The organism is Clostridia bacterium, from assembly GCA_012841935.1.
Classification (GTDB): Bacteria; Bacillota; Peptococcia; order DRI-13; family DTU073; genus DUTS01.
Genome location: DUTS01000106.1, coordinates 1 through 15,914, shown reverse-complemented (window position 1 = coordinate 15,914; position 15,914 = coordinate 1). Strand labels below are relative to the sequence as shown.

Below are 15,914 nucleotides of genomic sequence, written 5' to 3'. Positions count from 1 at the left end.
TTAATGGTTATCGTCCCCAGTTCTATTTCCGGACAACTGATGTAACAGGAACTATTGCTTTACCTGAAGGTGTGGAAATGTGTATGCCTGGTGACAATATTAAGATGACTATTGAATTAATTACACCCATAGCTATTGAAGAAGGTTTAAGGTTTGCTATTCGTGAGGGTGGACACACGGTTGGTGCTGGTGTGGTAAGTGCTATTATTGAATAAAAGCTAGAATTGAGTTAAAGTTTGATTTAGAAGGAAGATAAGTGGGGATCTTTCCTGCTTATCTTCTTTTACATATTTTTTCTTGACAGTTAGTTGAAAGTTATGATAGGTTTATAGTGTTGTAAAAGTGGGCTGTTCTGGGAGGTGGTAGTAATGCGAACCATAATCACCCTAGCATGTGTGGAGTGTAAACAGCGGAATTATACGACTAAAAAAAATAAGAGAAATAACCCGGACCGCTTGGAACTGAAAAAGTATTGTAAGTTTTGTAAGACCCATACAGTTCATAAAGAAACTAAATGATCTTGATTATATAAAGTTAGGATGTGGGGGTTATGAGTGTGGCTAAGGGGCAGAGATTAGGTTTTTTTGCCAGACTGGGGCGTTGGTTTAGATTAGTTAGGGGGGAATTAAAAAAGGTCCATTGGCCATCTAAGAAAGAGGTTGCCATTTATACAGGTGTAGTTATTGTAGCGGTATTTTTTGTAGCTACCGCTATTTGGTTGATTGATTTGGCACTTAGTTCTTTGATTAAATTATTCCTTCATTAGGTTTAAAAAGGAAGGTGAATTCAATTGCCCGATGGGGCTGTAGTTGCGGAAAAGAAGAATTGGTATGTGATTCACACATATGCCGGCTATGAAAATAAAGTAAAAACAAATTTAGAGAAGCGTGTAGAATCTATGAATGTAGGAGATAAGATTTTTCATGTTTTGGTTCCTTTGGAGGATGTTGTAGAGGTTAAAGCCGGTAAAAAGAAATTAGTAAAAAAGAAAATCTTCCCGGGATATGTTTTGGTGGAAATGATTTTAACCGATGAATCTTGGTATGTGGTTCGTAATACTCCTGGTGTAACGGGGTTTGTGGGAACTGGTTCCAAGCCTATTCCTTTATTGGAAGCAGAAGTTGAACATATTTTAAGACATATGGGTTTAGCTGAACCGCGTACTAAAGAAGTGTTTGATATTGGTGAATGTGTAAAAATTATTACTGGTCCTTTTCGTAATTTTACCGGTATAGTCGAAGAGATTTATCCCGATAAGGTTAAATTAAAGGTGCTGGTGACCATGTTTGGTAGGGAAACACCTGTGGAAGTGGATTATAGTCAAGTGCAAAAATTAGATTAAGGAGGTGGACCTACAATGTCCAAAAAAGTTGTAGGTTTTATTAAACTACAATGTGAAGCCGGTAAAGCTACCCCGGCCCCTCCGGTTGGACCTGCTTTGGGACAGCACGGGGTTAACATTATGCAGTTTTGCAAGGAGTTTAATGAGAAAACAGCTAAACAAGCTGGTTATTTAATTCCGGTGGAAATTACGGTTTATGCTGATCGTTCTTTTTCTTTTATTTGTAAAACTCCGCCAGCAGCTGTACTTTTAAAAAAGGCGGCTGGAATTGAAAAGGCCGCGGGAGAACCGCATTTGCAGAAGGTCGGTCAGGTGCCGCGTTCTAAGGTGCGGGAAATTGCCGAAATGAAAAAACCAGATTTGAATGCAGCTTCTCTTGAAGCAGCTATGCGTTTGATTGAGGGTACGGCACGTAGTATGGGTATTGAAATTATTGAAGATTAAGGTGGGAGGAGTAATCCGTTAGCACCACAAGGAGGCAAGGTTGATGATTAAAAGGGGAAAAAAGTATCGGGAAATGGTAAAGCAGATTGATAAAAGTAAATTATATGAACCGGCAGAGGCTTTACGGTTGGTAAAAAGTTTGGCTCAGGCTAATTTTGATGAAACCGTGGAGGTCGCTTTTCGGTTAAATGTTGATCCGCGTCATGCCGATCAGCAAGTTCGCGGTGCTTTGGTTTTACCACATGGTACTGGTAAAACGCGTACTGTTTTGGTTTTTGCCAAAGGGGAGAAGGCCCGTGAAGCTGAAGAAGCCGGAGCTGATTTTGTCGGAGCTGAAGATTTAGTAGCTAAAGTCCAAGAAGGCTGGTTTGGTTTTCAGGCAGTCGTGGCTACACCAGATCTGATGAGTATTGTAGGACGTTTGGGGAGGCTGCTTGGACCTAAGGGTTTAATGCCTAATCCCAAAGTAGGTACTGTTACTTTTGAAGTAGAACGGGCTGTGCGGGAAATTAAGGCAGGTAAGGTTGAATATCGTGTTGAAAAAAATGGGATTGTTCATGCTCCTTTGGGGAAAGTGTCCTTTTCCAAAGAACAGTTAATTGAAAATTTTCAGGCATTAGCTGATGTTATTCTAAAAGCACGTCCTGCGGGTGTTAAAGGCCAATATGTAAAAAGTGTGGCTGTTTCCTCGACAATGGGGCCTGCTATAAAAATTAATCCTTTTAAATTAAGATAGTAAGTGTTCGCAAAGTTCCAGTAAACACAGTATCTCCCCTGAGCAAAGGGGAGATATTTTATGTTATAATAATGTAGAGGTGATTGTGATGCTGCCGGAAGCAATTAAGCACTTCTTTTGGGAATATCAAGGGGACATAGATCTAGAAAAGTATCGGTTTTTTATTATTGAACGTTTACTGGAATATGGTGATTTTAAGGCTATTAAATGGGCTTTGGAGCGGTATGGGGAAGAGTGCTTAATTGAGGTGGTTAAGGGGAGTAGGCTCATTTCACCCCAAACGGCTTCAATGTGGCAAAACTATTATGGCTTGAAAAGGGAGGAAATTAGGTGCCTGAATTGATCATGTCCAAAGAAAGACATCTTTTGCTTGCCCAATTAAAGGAAAAGGGTTTGTTGCGAGATTTTTATTTGGCTGGGGGTACTGGTTTAGCCCTGCTTTTGAGGCACCGCTGGTCAGAGGATTTGGATTTTTTTAGTGCTCAGGAATTTGATTCTTTAGCATTGGTGACTAAGTTAGCTGAGCTGGGTGATTTTACGGTGACTAGGCAGGCTGAGGGTACGGTGCATGGTTTTATGGGTAAAGTAAAGGTTAGCTTTTTACATTATCCGTATCCTCTTTTGGATGAATTTGAGTGCTACCAGGGGGTTAAGATTGCTGGGCTCCGGGATATTGCGGCCATGAAATTGGTTGCTTTGGTACAAAGAGGCACTAAAAAGGATTTTATAGATTTATATTGTTTAGAAAAAGAAAAGTTCCGGCTGGAAGAAATGATTAGTTTAGTAGAGAAAAAATTTGAGGTGCCTAATTATCAGACCTTAATTATTAAAGCTTGGGGTTATTTTGTAGATGCAGAGCAGGAGGCGACTCCGCAAATGTTTTGGGATATTTCCTGGGAGGAAATTAAAGCTCATTTTTTAAAGAGGCAGCGGCAATTTGTTGATTATTATTTTAATCGCTAAGTTGTAAAATGAAAAATAGATTTAGTAATAGGAAAAAACATTATTTTGCAGAATGTTTTTTAAGGGGTTGACTTTTAAATAGATAGTTATTATACTGTGTGAGTAGAAGATTTCCGACTGTAGACCGTAGGGGCCCTAGGGCTTAAGAAACCTACCGAGGTTGGTTTAGATGAACAATGCTAAGCCCTCGTATGTCTGCGGGGGTTTTCTTATTGCAGTCGTCAGAAAGGAGGCGTTATGTTTTGTCTAGTCGGGAACAAAAAAAACAGGTTGTTGCAGAAATAAGTACTAACTTACAAAAAGCCCAATCAGTTGTTTTTGTGAATTACAGTGGTTTAAATGTCAGCAAAATTACGGAATTAAGGGCAAAATTAAGGCAAGTCGGGGCGGAAATGAAAGTAGTAAAAAACACGTTGGCCCGTCGTGCTGTTGCTGATTGTGGTCTAGAAGGATTAACCCCTTATTTAGATGGGCCTACTGCTAGTGTTTTTAGTAATCTTGATCCAGTTTCCGGACCACAAGTATTAAAGGAGTTTGCTAAAAAGAATAAGCGATTGATTATTAAAGGGGGTGCTTTAGAAAATAAAGCACTGGACGCAGAGGGAGTCAGGGCTTTAGCTGATTTGCCTTCTCGTGATGAATTACTTACCCAGGTTGTTTGGGGAATGCAGGGTTTAATTGTTGGTTTAGTTAATGTACTGCAAGGCCCACAAAGAAAATTTGTTTATGCCGTGGAAGCTTTACGGCAAGAAAAAGAAAATTAATTAGGGAGGTTTGGACATTATGTCTAAAATTAATGAAATTATTGAAGCTGTAAAGGAATTAACCGTTTTGGAGCTTTCGGAATTGGTTAAAGCTTTTGAGGAGGAATTTGGGGTTTCGGCTGCGGCTCCGGTAGCTATGGCTGCTGTTCCAGCTGCAGGTGTGGCCGAAGAAGAGGAAGATGAAAAAACTGAATTTGATGTGGTGTTAAGTGAGATCGGTCCCAAGAAAATCAATGTAATTAAAGTGGTTCGTGAAATTACTGGTTTGGGACTCAAGGATGCCAAAGACTTAGTTGATCAGGCTCCTAAGGCAATTAAGGAAGGAGTCAGTAAAGACGAAGCTGAAGAAATTAAAGCTAAATTAGCCGAAGTTGGGGCAACTGTGGAGCTGAAGTAAGGGCACAAAAAATATAATGAAAACGAACAAAGGGGGCTCAATAAGGGAGTTGAGGTCCCTTTCTGCCCCTTAAGTGAATTTCTCCTTGACAGATCTGGAGAAATATGCTAAAGTTTAGCGATGTGATTGTCTGTATAATAGGGATATTACTGTCTAAATATGGTTAAAGTAGTTAAATGGATTAAAATAGCAAGGCATAAACCTTGCTATTAGGTGTTTTTATTAAAAACATGGGTTGGGGAGTGAATTTTTTAATGCGTCAGCCTATAAAAGTAGGAAGAACGGTTCGGGAAAGTTTTGCACGAATTAAAGAAGTATTAAAAATGCCTGATTTGATTGAAATTCAGCAGAATTCTTATCAGTGGTTTCTAGAACATGGTATTCGAGAGGTGTTTGCTGATGTTTCGCCGATTCAGGACTTTACGGGAAATTTAGTTTTGGAAGTTATTGATTATCATTTAGAGGATCCTAAATATTCCGTAGAAGAATGTAAAGAACGTGATTTTACTTATGATGCTCCCATGCGGATCAAGGCTAGGTTAATTAACAAGGAAACGGGAGAAGTAAAAGAGCAAGAGGTTTTTATGGGTGATTTTCCTCTGATGACTGACCGAGGTACATTTATAATTAATGGGGCGGAAAGAGTTGTAGTTAGTCAGCTGGTTAGATCTCCTGGTGTTTATTATCGAGCTGAAATTGATAAAAATGGGAAGCGAATTTGTGGAGCAACAATTATTCCCAATCGCGGGGCTTGGTTGGAGTTTGAAACAGATGCTAATGACAATGTCTATGTGCGTGTAGATCGGACGCGTAAGATACCGGTAACTGTGCTTCTTAGGGCAGTTGGCTATAGTTCTAATGCTCAAATTTTGGAGTTGTTTGCTAGTGATGAGCGAATTCGTTTGACTTTGGAGCGTGATCATACGGAATCGGAAGATGAGGCTTTGGTGGAACTTTATAAGCGTTTGCGTCCTGGGGAACCGCCTACTGTTGATAGTGCCCGTTCCTTGTTCAAGGCTATGTTTTTTGAATCGCGGCGTTATGATTTAGCCAGAGTAGGCAGATATAAATTAAATAAGCGATTAAAGATTGATGTGCCCATGGAAATTAGACATTTATCACCTGAAGATATTGTAGCTACAGTAAGACATTTATTACTTTTGATGCAGGGTAAAGGTAGACCTGATGATATAGATCATTTGGGTAATAGGCGACTTCGTTCTGTGGGAGAATTATTACAAAATCAATTTCGGATTGGTCTTTCGCGGATGGAGAGAGTGGTTAGGGAAAGGATGACCATTCAGGATGTGGATGTGATTACTCCTCAGGCTTTAATTAATATTCGGCCTGTAGTGGCGGTAATTAAAGAGTTTTTTGGTTCCAGCCAATTATCACAGTTTATGGATCAAACTAATCCTTTGGCTGAATTAACTCATAAAAGAAGGTTAAGTGCCTTGGGACCTGGAGGTTTGTCTCGAGAAAGGGCTGGTTTTGAAGTAAGGGATGTGCACTATTCCCACTATGGGAGAATGTGTCCTATTGAAACACCCGAAGGACCCAATATTGGTTTAATTGGTTCCTTGAGTACTTATGCCCGGGTTAATGAATATGGGTTTATCGAAACACCTTACCGTAAGGTGGATAAGGACGAAGGGCGTGTTAGCGAAGAAATTGTTTATATGTCGGCAGATGAGGAAGATAATTATATTATTGCTCAGGCCAATGCCCTTTTGGATGAAACCGGTAAGTTTGTTAATCCTAAAGTTAATGTTCGTTATGCTGATGAAATTTTAGAAGTGCCGACTTCACAGGTGGATTTTATGGACGTTTCACCTAAACAGGTTGTCTCTATTGCTACAGCCTTGATTCCTTTTTTGGAACATGATGATGCTAACCGTGCTTTAATGGGGGCTAACATGCAGCGGCAGGCTGTACCTTTATTAAAGACAGAGGCTCCTTTGGTAGGTACAGGTGAGGAACATAAAACAGCCACGGATTCCAAGGTAATGATTACGGCTCGGCGAGCAGGAACAGTAATTCGGGTTACTGCCAATGAAATAAAAATCAAAAGTGAACAAGGGGAAATCGATCATTATAGACTAACTAAATTTGCACGTTCTAATCAGGGTACTTGTATTAATCAAAAGCCAATTGTGGTTAAGGGAGAACAGGTGGCAGCCGGGCAAGTGATTGCTGATGGGCCTTCTACTGATTTGGGAGAATTGGCTTTGGGACGTAATGTGCTGATCGCTTTTATGACTTGGGAAGGCTATAATTATGAAGATGCGATTTTAATTAGTAATAAATTGGTGAAAGAGGATTGTTTTACATCAATTCATATTGAAGAATATGAATGTGATGCTCGGGATACCAAATTAGGACCAGAAGAAATTACTGCCGATATTCCTAATGTTGGTGCTGATATTCTTAAGGATTTGGATGATCGGGGAATTATTAGAATTGGTGCTGAGGTAAGACCTGGGGATATTTTGGTAGGGAAAGTTACCCCTAAGGGTGAAACCGAATTAACTGCCGAAGAACGTTTGCTGCGGGCTATTTTTGGTGAAAAAGCCCGTGAGGTAAGAGATACCTCTTTACGTGTTCCTCATGGTGAAGGAGGTAAAGTGGTTGATGTCAAGGTCTTTACTCGGGAGAATGGGGATGAATTGGCCCCAGGTGTTAACCAAATTGTCCGAGTTTATATTGCTCAAAAGCGAAAGATTTCTGAGGGTGATAAGATGGCCGGGCGTCATGGTAATAAAGGAGTTATTTCCCGGATTCTCCCAGAAGAAGATATGCCTTTTTTACCTGATGGCACCCCGGTGGAAATAGTTTTAAACCCTTTAGGGGTTCCTTCGCGAATGAATATTGGACAGGTGCTGGAAACTCATTTGGGTTGGGCAGCCAAAACATTAGGAATTAAATTGGCTACACCTGTATTTGATGGGGCGGTAGAAGAAGACATTATTGAGGTTTTAAAAGAGGCCAATCTGCCAGTGGATGGTAAAGCTACGCTTTATGATGGCAGAACCGGGCTGCCTTTTGATAAAAAAATTACAGTTGGTTATATGTATATGTTGAAATTGGCTCATTTGGTTGACGATAAAATTCATGCTCGTTCTACTGGTCCTTATTCTCTGGTTACCCAACAGCCTTTGGGTGGTAAGGCACAGTTTGGAGGACAAAGATTCGGAGAAATGGAAGTTTGGGCTCTTGAAGCTTATGGTGCAGCTTATACCTTACAGGAAATGCTGACGGTTAAATCTGATGATATTGTGGGACGTGTAAAAACCTATGAGGCGATTGTTAAAGGTGAAAATGTGCCTGAGCCGGGAGTGCCTGAATCCTTTAAGGTTTTAATTAAAGAATTGCAGAGTTTAGCCCTAGATGTAAAGGTGCTTTCCGAAACTTCCGAGGAAATTGAGATCGGAGATGATGATGACGATATTGCCCAAGCGGCAAAGGAATTAGGTTTAGATATTCATACTTTTGAAGAAAAAAAGTTGGCTGAACAGCAAGATGATGAAGAATAAATATAGAAGGGAGAGGGTTTCCTGTTGGACGTAAATAATTTTGAGCAAATAAGAATTGGTTTGGCCTCATCTGAGCAGATTCGTGCTTGGTCCAGTGGGGAAGTCAAAAAACCGGAGACGATTAATTACCGTACCTTAAAACCTGAACGGGAAGGCTTGTTTTGTGAAAAGATTTTTGGGCCGACACGTGACTGGGAATGTTATTGTGGAAAATATAAGCGGGTACGTTATAAAGGAATCGTTTGTGATCGCTGTGGGGTAGAGATCACCAAATCAAAGGTAAGGCGTGAAAGGTTGGGTCATATTGAATTAGCGGCTCCCTGTTCACATATTTGGTATTTTAAAGGCATCCCCAGCAGAATGGGACTTCTTATGGATATTTCGCCGCGTTCTTTAGAAAAGGTATTATATTTTGTCGCTTATATTGTCACTGATCCGGGTGACACACCTTTGATGAAAAAACAATTATTAACAGAACTAGAATATCGGGAAAACAGGGATAAGTATGGGGATCGCTTCCAAGCAGGTATGGGGGCGGAAACCATTCGCCTTTTGTTAATGGAAATGGATCTTGAAGAAATGGCAGCAGAATTGCGGGGGGAAATTAGGGATACCACCGGGCAGCGTAGAATTAGAGCTACACGTCGTTTAGAAGTTGTGGAAGCCTTTAAAAACTCTGGTAATCGTCCGGAATGGATGATTCTTGATGTGGTTCCGGTTATTCCGCCTGAATTGCGTCCCATGGTTCAATTAGATGGGGGGCGTTTTGCTACTTCAGATTTAAATGACTTATATCGGCGGGTTATTAACCGCAATAATCGTTTAAAAAGGCTTCTTGATTTAGGGGCTCCAGATATTATTGTCCGTAATGAAAAAAGAATGCTTCAGGAAGCAGTAGATGCTTTAATTGATAATGGCAGGCGGGGTCGACCGGTTACTGGTCCAGGGAACAGACCTTTAAAATCCCTTAGTGATATGCTCAAGGGTAAACAAGGGCGTTTCCGTCAAAACCTTTTGGGGAAACGAGTTGATTATTCGGGTCGTTCTGTGATTGTTGTTGGACCAGAATTAAAATTACATCAATGTGGTTTACCGCGTGAAATGGCTTTGGAATTATTCAAGCCTTTTGTCATGAAAAAGTTAGTTGAGGATGGTCATGCTCATAATATTAAAAGTGCCAAACGGATGGTAGAGCGGATGCGTGATGAAGTTTGGGATGTTTTGGAGGAAATTATTCAAGACCATCCCGTCTTATTGAATCGGGCCCCGACACTACACCGTTTGGGAATTCAAGCTTTTGAGCCTGTCTTGATTGAAGGTAGGGCCCTACAGATTCATCCTTTAGTCTGTACTGCCTATAATGCTGACTTTGATGGTGACCAAATGGCGGTACACGTACCGCTTTCGGCTGAAGCACAAGCTGAAGCCCGTTTATTAATGCTTTCATCCTATAATATTTTGAATCCCAAAGATGGTCGTCCAGTAGTTACACCTACTCAGGATATGGTTTTAGGTATCTTTTATCTTACTTTGGATAAGCCCTTGACACGTGAAAAAATGCGTGCTTTTCATAGTCCTGAGGAGGCTCTCTTTGCTTATGAAAAAGAGGAAGTAACACTACATGAACCGGTCTTGGCTAAAATTAATGGAGAAATTATGGAAACCACTACGGGAAGAATCATTTTTAATGAAGCCATCCCTAAGGAGCTTGGTTTTTTTAACGAGATAGTGGGTAAAAAGCAATTAGGACAAATTGTCTCTAAATGTTATTCTTTATTAGGTGAAGAGATTACAGCCGCTATGTTGGATGAAATAAAGCGTTTAGGTTTCGCTTATTCAACCAAAGCGGGAGTTACTATTGGTGTTACCGATATTGTGGCCCCGCAAAAGAAAGATTTGATTTTGCAAGCGGCGGAAAAACAAGTTGAAACGATTCAAAATCAATTTAGACGGGGCTTGATTACTGAAGAAGAACGCTATCAGTTAATTATTGCTATTTGGAATGAAGCTATTGATGATGTTACTGAAGCTATTTTGGAAGAATTTGATCATTTTAATTCTATTTATATGATGGCTGTTTCTGGGGCCAGGGGTAATGTCCAGCAAATTAGACAATTGGCAGGTATGCGTGGTTTAATGGCAGATCCTTCTGGACGGACTATTGAATTACCGATTAAATCAAATTTCCGTGATGGTTTAACTGTTCTCGAATATTTTATTTCTACTCATGGTGCCCGGAAAGGTTTAGCTGATACAGCTTTGAGAACTGCTGATTCGGGTTATTTAACTAGAAGATTGGTTGATGTAGCTCAGGATGTGATTGTTCGTGAGAAGGATTGTGGTACTAGTGCCGGTATTTGTGTAGAGGAAATTAAAGATGATGCTGAAGTAATAGAGTTTTTGGCAGAACGAATCATTGGACGGGTGGCAGCTGAGGATATTATTCATCCGGAAACAAAAGAAGTAATTGTGCCAGCTCAAACCGAAATTAATGATACTCATGTGGTAGAAATTATGAAGGCTGGTATCAAACAAGTTTATATTCGTTCGGTTTTAACCTGTAAAACTCGCTATGGTGTTTGCTGTAAATGCTATGGGCGTAATTTGGCTACTGGCCGCAGTGTAGAAGTGGGAGAAGCTGTAGGTACTATTGCTGCTCAATCAATTGGTGAACCTGGTACTCAATTAACAATGCGTACTTTCCATACCGGAGGTGTTGCTGGTGATGATATTACTCAAGGTTTACCACGTGTAGAAGAACTTTTTGAAGCTCGTAAGCCAAAAGGTCAAGCTATGGTTACTGAAATAGATGGTGAAGTAAAGATTAATGATCTTAAAGGTCGGCGGGAAATTGAAATTATTCATTCTGGTGAAGGAAAATATAGTTACAAAGTGCCTTTTGGTTCTCGAATTAAGGTTAAAGATGGGCAAATTGTGGAAGCTGGTGACGTTTTAACTGAAGGATCCATTAATCCCCATGAACTCTTGAAAATTAAAGGTAAATATGGGGTCCAGGATTATCTGTTAAAAGAGGTACAGCGGGTTTATCGTTTACAGGGTGTAGATATTAATGATAAACATATCGAAGTAATTATTCGTCAAATGATGCGGCGGGTTAAAGTTGAAGATCCAGGTGAAACTGATTTGCTGCCTGGTGGTTTGATTGATGTCTTTGTTTTTGAAGAGAAAAATGCAATGGCTGTAGCTGCTGGTAAAAAACCGGCTAAAGCCCGGCCGGTGCTTTTAGGAATTACCAAGGCCTCTTTGGTAACAGAATCATTTCTCTCGGCGGCTTCTTTCCAAGAAACAACTCGTGTGCTTACTGAGGCGGCTTTGAAAGGTAAAGTAGATTCGCTTTTAGGTTTAAAAGAAAATGTAATTATTGGGAAATTGGTGCCAACAGGTACTGGGGTTTCGCGTTATCGCAATTTAAAAATTGATTTCCATGGTGAAAATTTTGCGGATTTGGAAGATTAATCTTGACATCCGCCTTTCATCGGTGATAAAATACGGAAGTGTGCTTTATTGGAGATAGTATTTAAAGCGATTTTTGCTTATTTAAAAAAATAAAGGGGGTGAAAAAATGCCAACCATTAATCAATTAGTTAAACAAGGAAGAAGATTTGCTGAGAAAAAATCCGCGGCTCCGGCCTTAAAGGAGTGTCCTCAAAGAAGGGGTGTTTGTACGCGTGTTTATACGACAACCCCCAAAAAGCCAAACTCTGCACTGCGTAAAGTAGCACGGGTTAGGTTGACCAATGGTTTGGAAGTTACTGCTTATATTCCTGGTATCGGTCACAATTTACAAGAACACTCGGTTGTCTTGGTTCGGGGTGGGCGGATTCGGGATATCCCCGGGGTAAGGTATCATATTGTTCGTGGTGCTTTGGATGCAGCCGGGGTGCAGGAACGCAGCCAAAGTCGCTCCAAATATGGTACTAAACGTCCGCGCGGGGCTGCTGCTAAAAAATAGGAAAAGCTTAAAGGGGGGAAGAAAATGTCGAGAAAAGGAAGGGCACCCATCAGAGAAGTTCCGGCTGACCCTATTTATAATTCAAAATTGGTTACTAAGTTAATAAATAAATTGATGTATGCTGGACAAAGAGGTAAAGCCGAAAAGATTTTTTATAATGCCTTAAATATTGTAGAAGAAAAAACCGGCGAAGATGGTTTGGAAGTATTAAATCAGGCTCTGCAGAATGTGATGCCTGTTTTGGAAGTTAAAGCTCGGCGAGTCGGTGGTGCTAACTACCAAGTGCCGGTGGAGGTACGTCCGGAAAGAAAGGAAACCTTAGGTATTAGGTGGCTGGTATTTTTCGCTCGTAATCGCGGGGAAAGAACCATGGAAGAAAGATTAGCTGCGGAAATTATGGATGCTTTCAAAAATACCGGTGGTGCGGTTAAAAAGCGGGAGGAAGTGCATAGAATGGCAGAGGCTAACAAAGCTTTTGCTCATTACCGATGGTAGAGGTGAGCCCCCGCTGGAGAGATTTTTCGTCAAAAGAAGGGGGAGGCAAAATTAATGGCTAGGCAAATTGCGTTGGATAAAATAAGGAATATAGGAATTATGGCTCATATAGATGCCGGAAAAACAACAACCACGGAGAGAATTTTGTTTTATACGGGTCGGGTGCATAAAATTGGGGAAGTACATGATGGGGCCGCCACTATGGACTGGATGGTTCAGGAACAGGAAAGAGGTATTACCATTACTTCGGCGGCGACTACTTGTCAGTGGAAAGATTGGCTGATTAATATAATTGACACGCCCGGGCACGTTGACTTTACCGTGGAAGTAGAAAGATCTCTGCGGGTTCTAGATGGAGCAGTAGCGGTCTTTTGCTCAGTAGGGGGTGTGGAGCCGCAGTCAGAGACTGTATGGCGTCAAGCTGATAAATATAAAGTGCCTCGTATTGCTTATATTAATAAAATGGATCGGGTGGGTGCCGATTTCTTTAGGGGCGTAAAAATGATTAAAGAAAGATTAGGTGCCAGGCCAGTTCCTATTCAGTTGCCTATTGGGGCCGAGGATAATTTTAATGGTGTTATTGATTTGTTAAAAATGAAAGCTTACTATTACTTGGATGATTTAGGTACCCACAGCGAAGAAAAAGAAATCCCGGCAGAGCTGCTGTCACTTGCTCAAAAACATCGGGAAGAATTAGTAGAGGCTGTAGCCGAAGTGGATGAAGCCCTTTTGGAAAAATATATTGAAGGAAAACCAATTAGTGAGGCTGAGCTAAAGCAGGGTTTGCGGCAAGCGACACTACATGTTTTAATTACTCCCGTGGTCTGTGGTTCTTCTTTTAAAAATAAAGGAATTCAATTGTTGTTAGATGCGGTGATCGATTATTTGCCTTCACCTTTGGATGTAGACGCTATTGAAGGTGTAAACCCTGAAACAGGTGAAGAGGCTGAGCGGCGTGCTAGTGATGAGGAACCTTTTTCAGCCTTGGCTTTTAAAATCATGACAGATCCTTATGTTGGTAAGCTCGCTTTTTTCCGGGTTTATTCCGGTATATTGCGAACTGGTACCTATGTTTATAATGCTACTACCCAAAAAAGAGAAAGGGTGGGACGCATTTTGCGAATGCATGCTAATCATCGCGAAGAGGTAGAAGCAGTTTATGCTGGTGATATAGCTGCAGCGGTTGGCTTTAAGCAAATCACTACTGGTGATACCCTTTCTGATGAAGCAGAACCCATTATTTTGGAATCAATGCAGTTTCCGGAACCGGTAATTGATGTAGCCATTGAGCCGAAAACAAGGGCAGATCAGGATAAAATGGGGTTGGCTTTATCTCGTTTGGCAGAAGAGGATCCTACTTTTCGTACTCATTTGGATCCGGAAACAGGACAAACAATTATTTCCGGGATGGGTGAATTGCACTTAGAAATAATTGTGGATCGTTTGCTGCGGGAATTTAAGGTAAATGCTAATGTAGGTCGTCCTCAGGTAGCTTATCGGGAAACAATTCGTTCTCGGGCTAAGGCTACAGGTAGATTTATTCGTCAATCTGGTGGTCGGGGACAATATGGTCATTGTGAAATTGAGCTGGAACCTTTGGAACCTGGTGCTGGATATGAATTTGTTAATAAAATTGTGGGAGGAGTTATTCCCAAGGAATATATTCCTCATGTAGATAGTGGTATTAAGGAAGCCATGGAAAATGGTGTTTTAGCAGGTTATCCCTTAATTGATTTACGGGTTACTCTTTATGATGGTTCTTATCATGAAGTAGATTCATCAGAAATGGCTTTTAAAATAGCGGGCTCCATGGCCTTGAAAGAAGGTGCTCTAAAAGCTGATCCCATTCTTTTGGAACCAATTATGAGAGTGGAAGTAGTTGTTCCAGAAGAATATATGGGGGAAGTCATTGGTGATATTAATGCTCGTCGGGGCAAGATTGAAGGTATGGAAACTAGAGCCGGGGCACAGGTAATTAGAGGACTGGTTCCTTTGGCAGCAATGTTTGGTTATGCTACTGATCTGAGATCTAAAACTCAGGGACGTGGTGTTTATGTAATGCAGTTTTCCCATTATGGCGAAATTCCGCAAAATATTACCCAAGACATTATTGCGGAGCGTCGGGGAGAAAAGTTAAGTTAAATTTTAAAGGAGGAAAATTATTATGGCTAAGGCAACATTTGAAAGGACAAAGCCCCATGTGAATATTGGGACTATTGGTCATGTAGACCACGGTAAAACCACATTAACGGCGGCAATTACTTTGATTTTATCAAAAAGTGATTTGTCACAGGCCATTGCTTATGATCAAATTGACAAAGCACCTGAAGAAAAAGAACGCGGTATCACTATTTCCACATCTCATGTGGAGTATGAAACTGCTAATAGGCATTATGCTCATGTTGACTGTCCAGGACACGCTGACTATGTTAAAAACATGATTACGGGGGCAGCCCAAATGGATGGTGCTATTTTGGTTGTTTCCGCAACTGATGGCCCCATGCCGCAAACTCGTGAACACATTCTTTTAGCTCGTCAAGTAGGTGTACCCCATATTGTCGTCTTTATGAATAAAGTAGATATGGTAGATGACGAGGAATTGTTAGAATTGGTAGAGATGGAAATGCGGGAACTGTTAAATGAGTACGATTTTCCGGGTGATGATTTACCCATTATTAGAGGTTCAGCCTTAAAGGCTTTGGAAGAACCAGAAAGTGAATGGGGAGAAGCTATTTTGGAATTAATGGAGGCAGTTGACTCTTATATTCCTACACCGGAAAGACCTACTGAAAGGCCTTTTTTAATGCCTGTGGAAGATGTTTTTTCTATTACCGGGCGGGGTACAGTAGCTACTGGTCGTGTGGAAAGAGGTACCATTAAAGTGGGTGAAGAAGTAGAAATTGTTGGTATGAGCGAAGATTCTCGCAAGACTGTGGTTACAGGTGTGGAGATGTTCCGCAAACTACTTGATCAAGCTGTCGCTGGTGATAATATTGGGGCCTTGTTAAGAGGAGTTGGCCGTGATGAAATTGAGAGAGGTCAAGTATTGGCCAAGCCGGGAACTATTAAACCTCATGTCAAGTTTGCTGCTGAAGTATATGTGCTTACCAAAGAAGAAGGTGGCCGACATACTCCCTTTTTTAATGGTTATCGTCCCCAGTTCTATTTCCGGACAACTGATGTAACAGGAACTATTGCTTTACCTGAAGGTGTGGAAATGTGTATGCCTGGTGACAATATTAAGATGACTATTGAATTAATTACACC

Annotated in this window: 16 protein-coding genes and 1 other annotated feature; all 16 genes read left to right on the top strand. The window is 40.9% G+C overall.

Going from position 1 to position 15,914, the window contains the following annotated elements; genetic code table 11:
• Positions 1-215: elongation factor Tu (tuf, locus tag GX687_06045; protein HHX96998.1), on the top strand; the 215-nt coding region annotated here is incomplete at its 5' end.
• 153 nt (positions 216-368) lie between these two features.
• Positions 369-518, top strand: coding sequence for a 50S ribosomal protein L33 (gene rpmG, locus GX687_06040; protein HHX96997.1), 150 nt, complete (start codon positions 369-371; stop codon positions 516-518).
• 32 nt (positions 519-550) lie between these two features.
• Complete coding sequence (secE, locus tag GX687_06035; protein HHX96996.1) at positions 551-766, top strand: preprotein translocase subunit SecE; 216 nt, start codon at positions 551-553, stop codon at positions 764-766.
• A 24-nt stretch (positions 767-790) separates the two neighbouring features.
• Positions 791-1,342, top strand: a complete 552-nt coding sequence (gene nusG / locus GX687_06030; protein ID HHX96995.1) for a transcription termination/antitermination protein NusG — start codon at positions 791-793, stop codon at positions 1,340-1,342.
• A 15-nt stretch (positions 1,343-1,357) separates the two neighbouring features.
• A complete protein-coding gene (gene rplK, locus GX687_06025; GenBank protein ID HHX96994.1) occupies positions 1,358-1,786 on the top strand; it encodes a 50S ribosomal protein L11 in 429 nt (142 codons plus the stop codon).
• A gap of 43 nt (positions 1,787-1,829) precedes the next feature.
• Entirely contained in the window at positions 1,830-2,522 is a 693-nt protein-coding gene (gene rplA, locus GX687_06020) for a 50S ribosomal protein L1 (protein ID HHX96993.1), read from the top strand.
• An 88-nt stretch (positions 2,523-2,610) separates the two neighbouring features.
• On the top strand, positions 2,611-2,865 hold the full coding sequence (locus tag GX687_06015) for a hypothetical protein (GenBank protein ID HHX96992.1): 255 nt from the start codon (positions 2,611-2,613) through the stop codon (positions 2,863-2,865).
• A complete protein-coding gene (locus tag GX687_06010) occupies positions 2,853-3,485 on the top strand; it encodes a nucleotidyl transferase AbiEii/AbiGii toxin family protein (protein HHX96991.1) in 633 nt (210 codons plus the stop codon). Before GX687_06015 ends, GX687_06010 begins: the two co-directional genes overlap by 13 nt.
• Positions 3,486-3,584: 99 nt before the next feature.
• Positions 3,585-3,704 (top strand) — a sequence feature (ribosomal protein L10 leader region).
• A gap of 23 nt (positions 3,705-3,727) precedes the next feature.
• Positions 3,728-4,249, top strand: coding sequence for a 50S ribosomal protein L10 (rplJ, locus tag GX687_06005; GenBank protein ID HHX96990.1), 522 nt, complete (start codon positions 3,728-3,730; stop codon positions 4,247-4,249).
• A 19-nt stretch (positions 4,250-4,268) separates the two neighbouring features.
• Positions 4,269-4,646, top strand: a complete 378-nt coding sequence (gene rplL / locus GX687_06000; protein HHX96989.1) for a 50S ribosomal protein L7/L12 — start codon at positions 4,269-4,271, stop codon at positions 4,644-4,646.
• A 254-nt stretch (positions 4,647-4,900) separates the two neighbouring features.
• Entirely contained in the window at positions 4,901-8,179 is a 3,279-nt protein-coding gene (gene rpoB, locus GX687_05995; GenBank protein HHX96988.1) for a DNA-directed RNA polymerase subunit beta, read from the top strand.
• 21 nt (positions 8,180-8,200) lie between these two features.
• Positions 8,201-11,656, top strand: coding sequence for a DNA-directed RNA polymerase subunit beta' (gene rpoC, locus GX687_05990; GenBank protein HHX96987.1), 3,456 nt, complete (start codon positions 8,201-8,203; stop codon positions 11,654-11,656).
• 106 nt (positions 11,657-11,762) lie between these two features.
• Positions 11,763-12,152, top strand: a complete 390-nt coding sequence (locus tag GX687_05985; protein HHX96986.1) for a 30S ribosomal protein S12 — start codon at positions 11,763-11,765, stop codon at positions 12,150-12,152.
• Positions 12,153-12,176: 24 nt separating this feature from the next.
• A complete protein-coding gene (rpsG, locus tag GX687_05980) occupies positions 12,177-12,647 on the top strand; it encodes a 30S ribosomal protein S7 (protein ID HHX96985.1) in 471 nt (156 codons plus the stop codon).
• A 54-nt stretch (positions 12,648-12,701) separates the two neighbouring features.
• On the top strand, positions 12,702-14,789 hold the full coding sequence (gene fusA, locus GX687_05975; GenBank protein HHX96984.1) for an elongation factor G: 2,088 nt from the start codon (positions 12,702-12,704) through the stop codon (positions 14,787-14,789).
• 22 nt (positions 14,790-14,811) lie between these two features.
• Positions 14,812-15,914, top strand: a 1,103-nt coding sequence (gene tuf / locus GX687_05970; GenBank protein ID HHX96983.1) for an elongation factor Tu, incomplete at its 3' end; no start/stop codon positions are given.

Coding starts and splice junctions, on each gene's coding strand:
- GX687_06015 (HHX96992.1), top strand. CDS start 2,611: ATGCTGCCGGAAGCAATTAAGCACTTCTTTTGGGAATATCAAGGGGAC.
- rplK (HHX96994.1), top strand. CDS start 1,358: ATGTCCAAAAAAGTTGTAGGTTTTATTAAACTACAATGTGAAGCCGGT.
- rpoB (HHX96988.1), top strand. CDS start 4,901: ATGCGTCAGCCTATAAAAGTAGGAAGAACGGTTCGGGAAAGTTTTGCA.
- fusA (HHX96984.1), top strand. CDS start 12,702: ATGGCTAGGCAAATTGCGTTGGATAAAATAAGGAATATAGGAATTATG.
- rpsG (HHX96985.1), top strand. CDS start 12,177: ATGTCGAGAAAAGGAAGGGCACCCATCAGAGAAGTTCCGGCTGACCCT.
- rplA (HHX96993.1), top strand. CDS start 1,830: ATGATTAAAAGGGGAAAAAAGTATCGGGAAATGGTAAAGCAGATTGAT.
- GX687_05985 (HHX96986.1), top strand. CDS start 11,763: ATGCCAACCATTAATCAATTAGTTAAACAAGGAAGAAGATTTGCTGAG.
- rplL (HHX96989.1), top strand. CDS start 4,269: ATGTCTAAAATTAATGAAATTATTGAAGCTGTAAAGGAATTAACCGTT.
- rpmG (HHX96997.1), top strand. CDS start 369: ATGCGAACCATAATCACCCTAGCATGTGTGGAGTGTAAACAGCGGAAT.
- secE (HHX96996.1), top strand. CDS start 551: ATGAGTGTGGCTAAGGGGCAGAGATTAGGTTTTTTTGCCAGACTGGGG.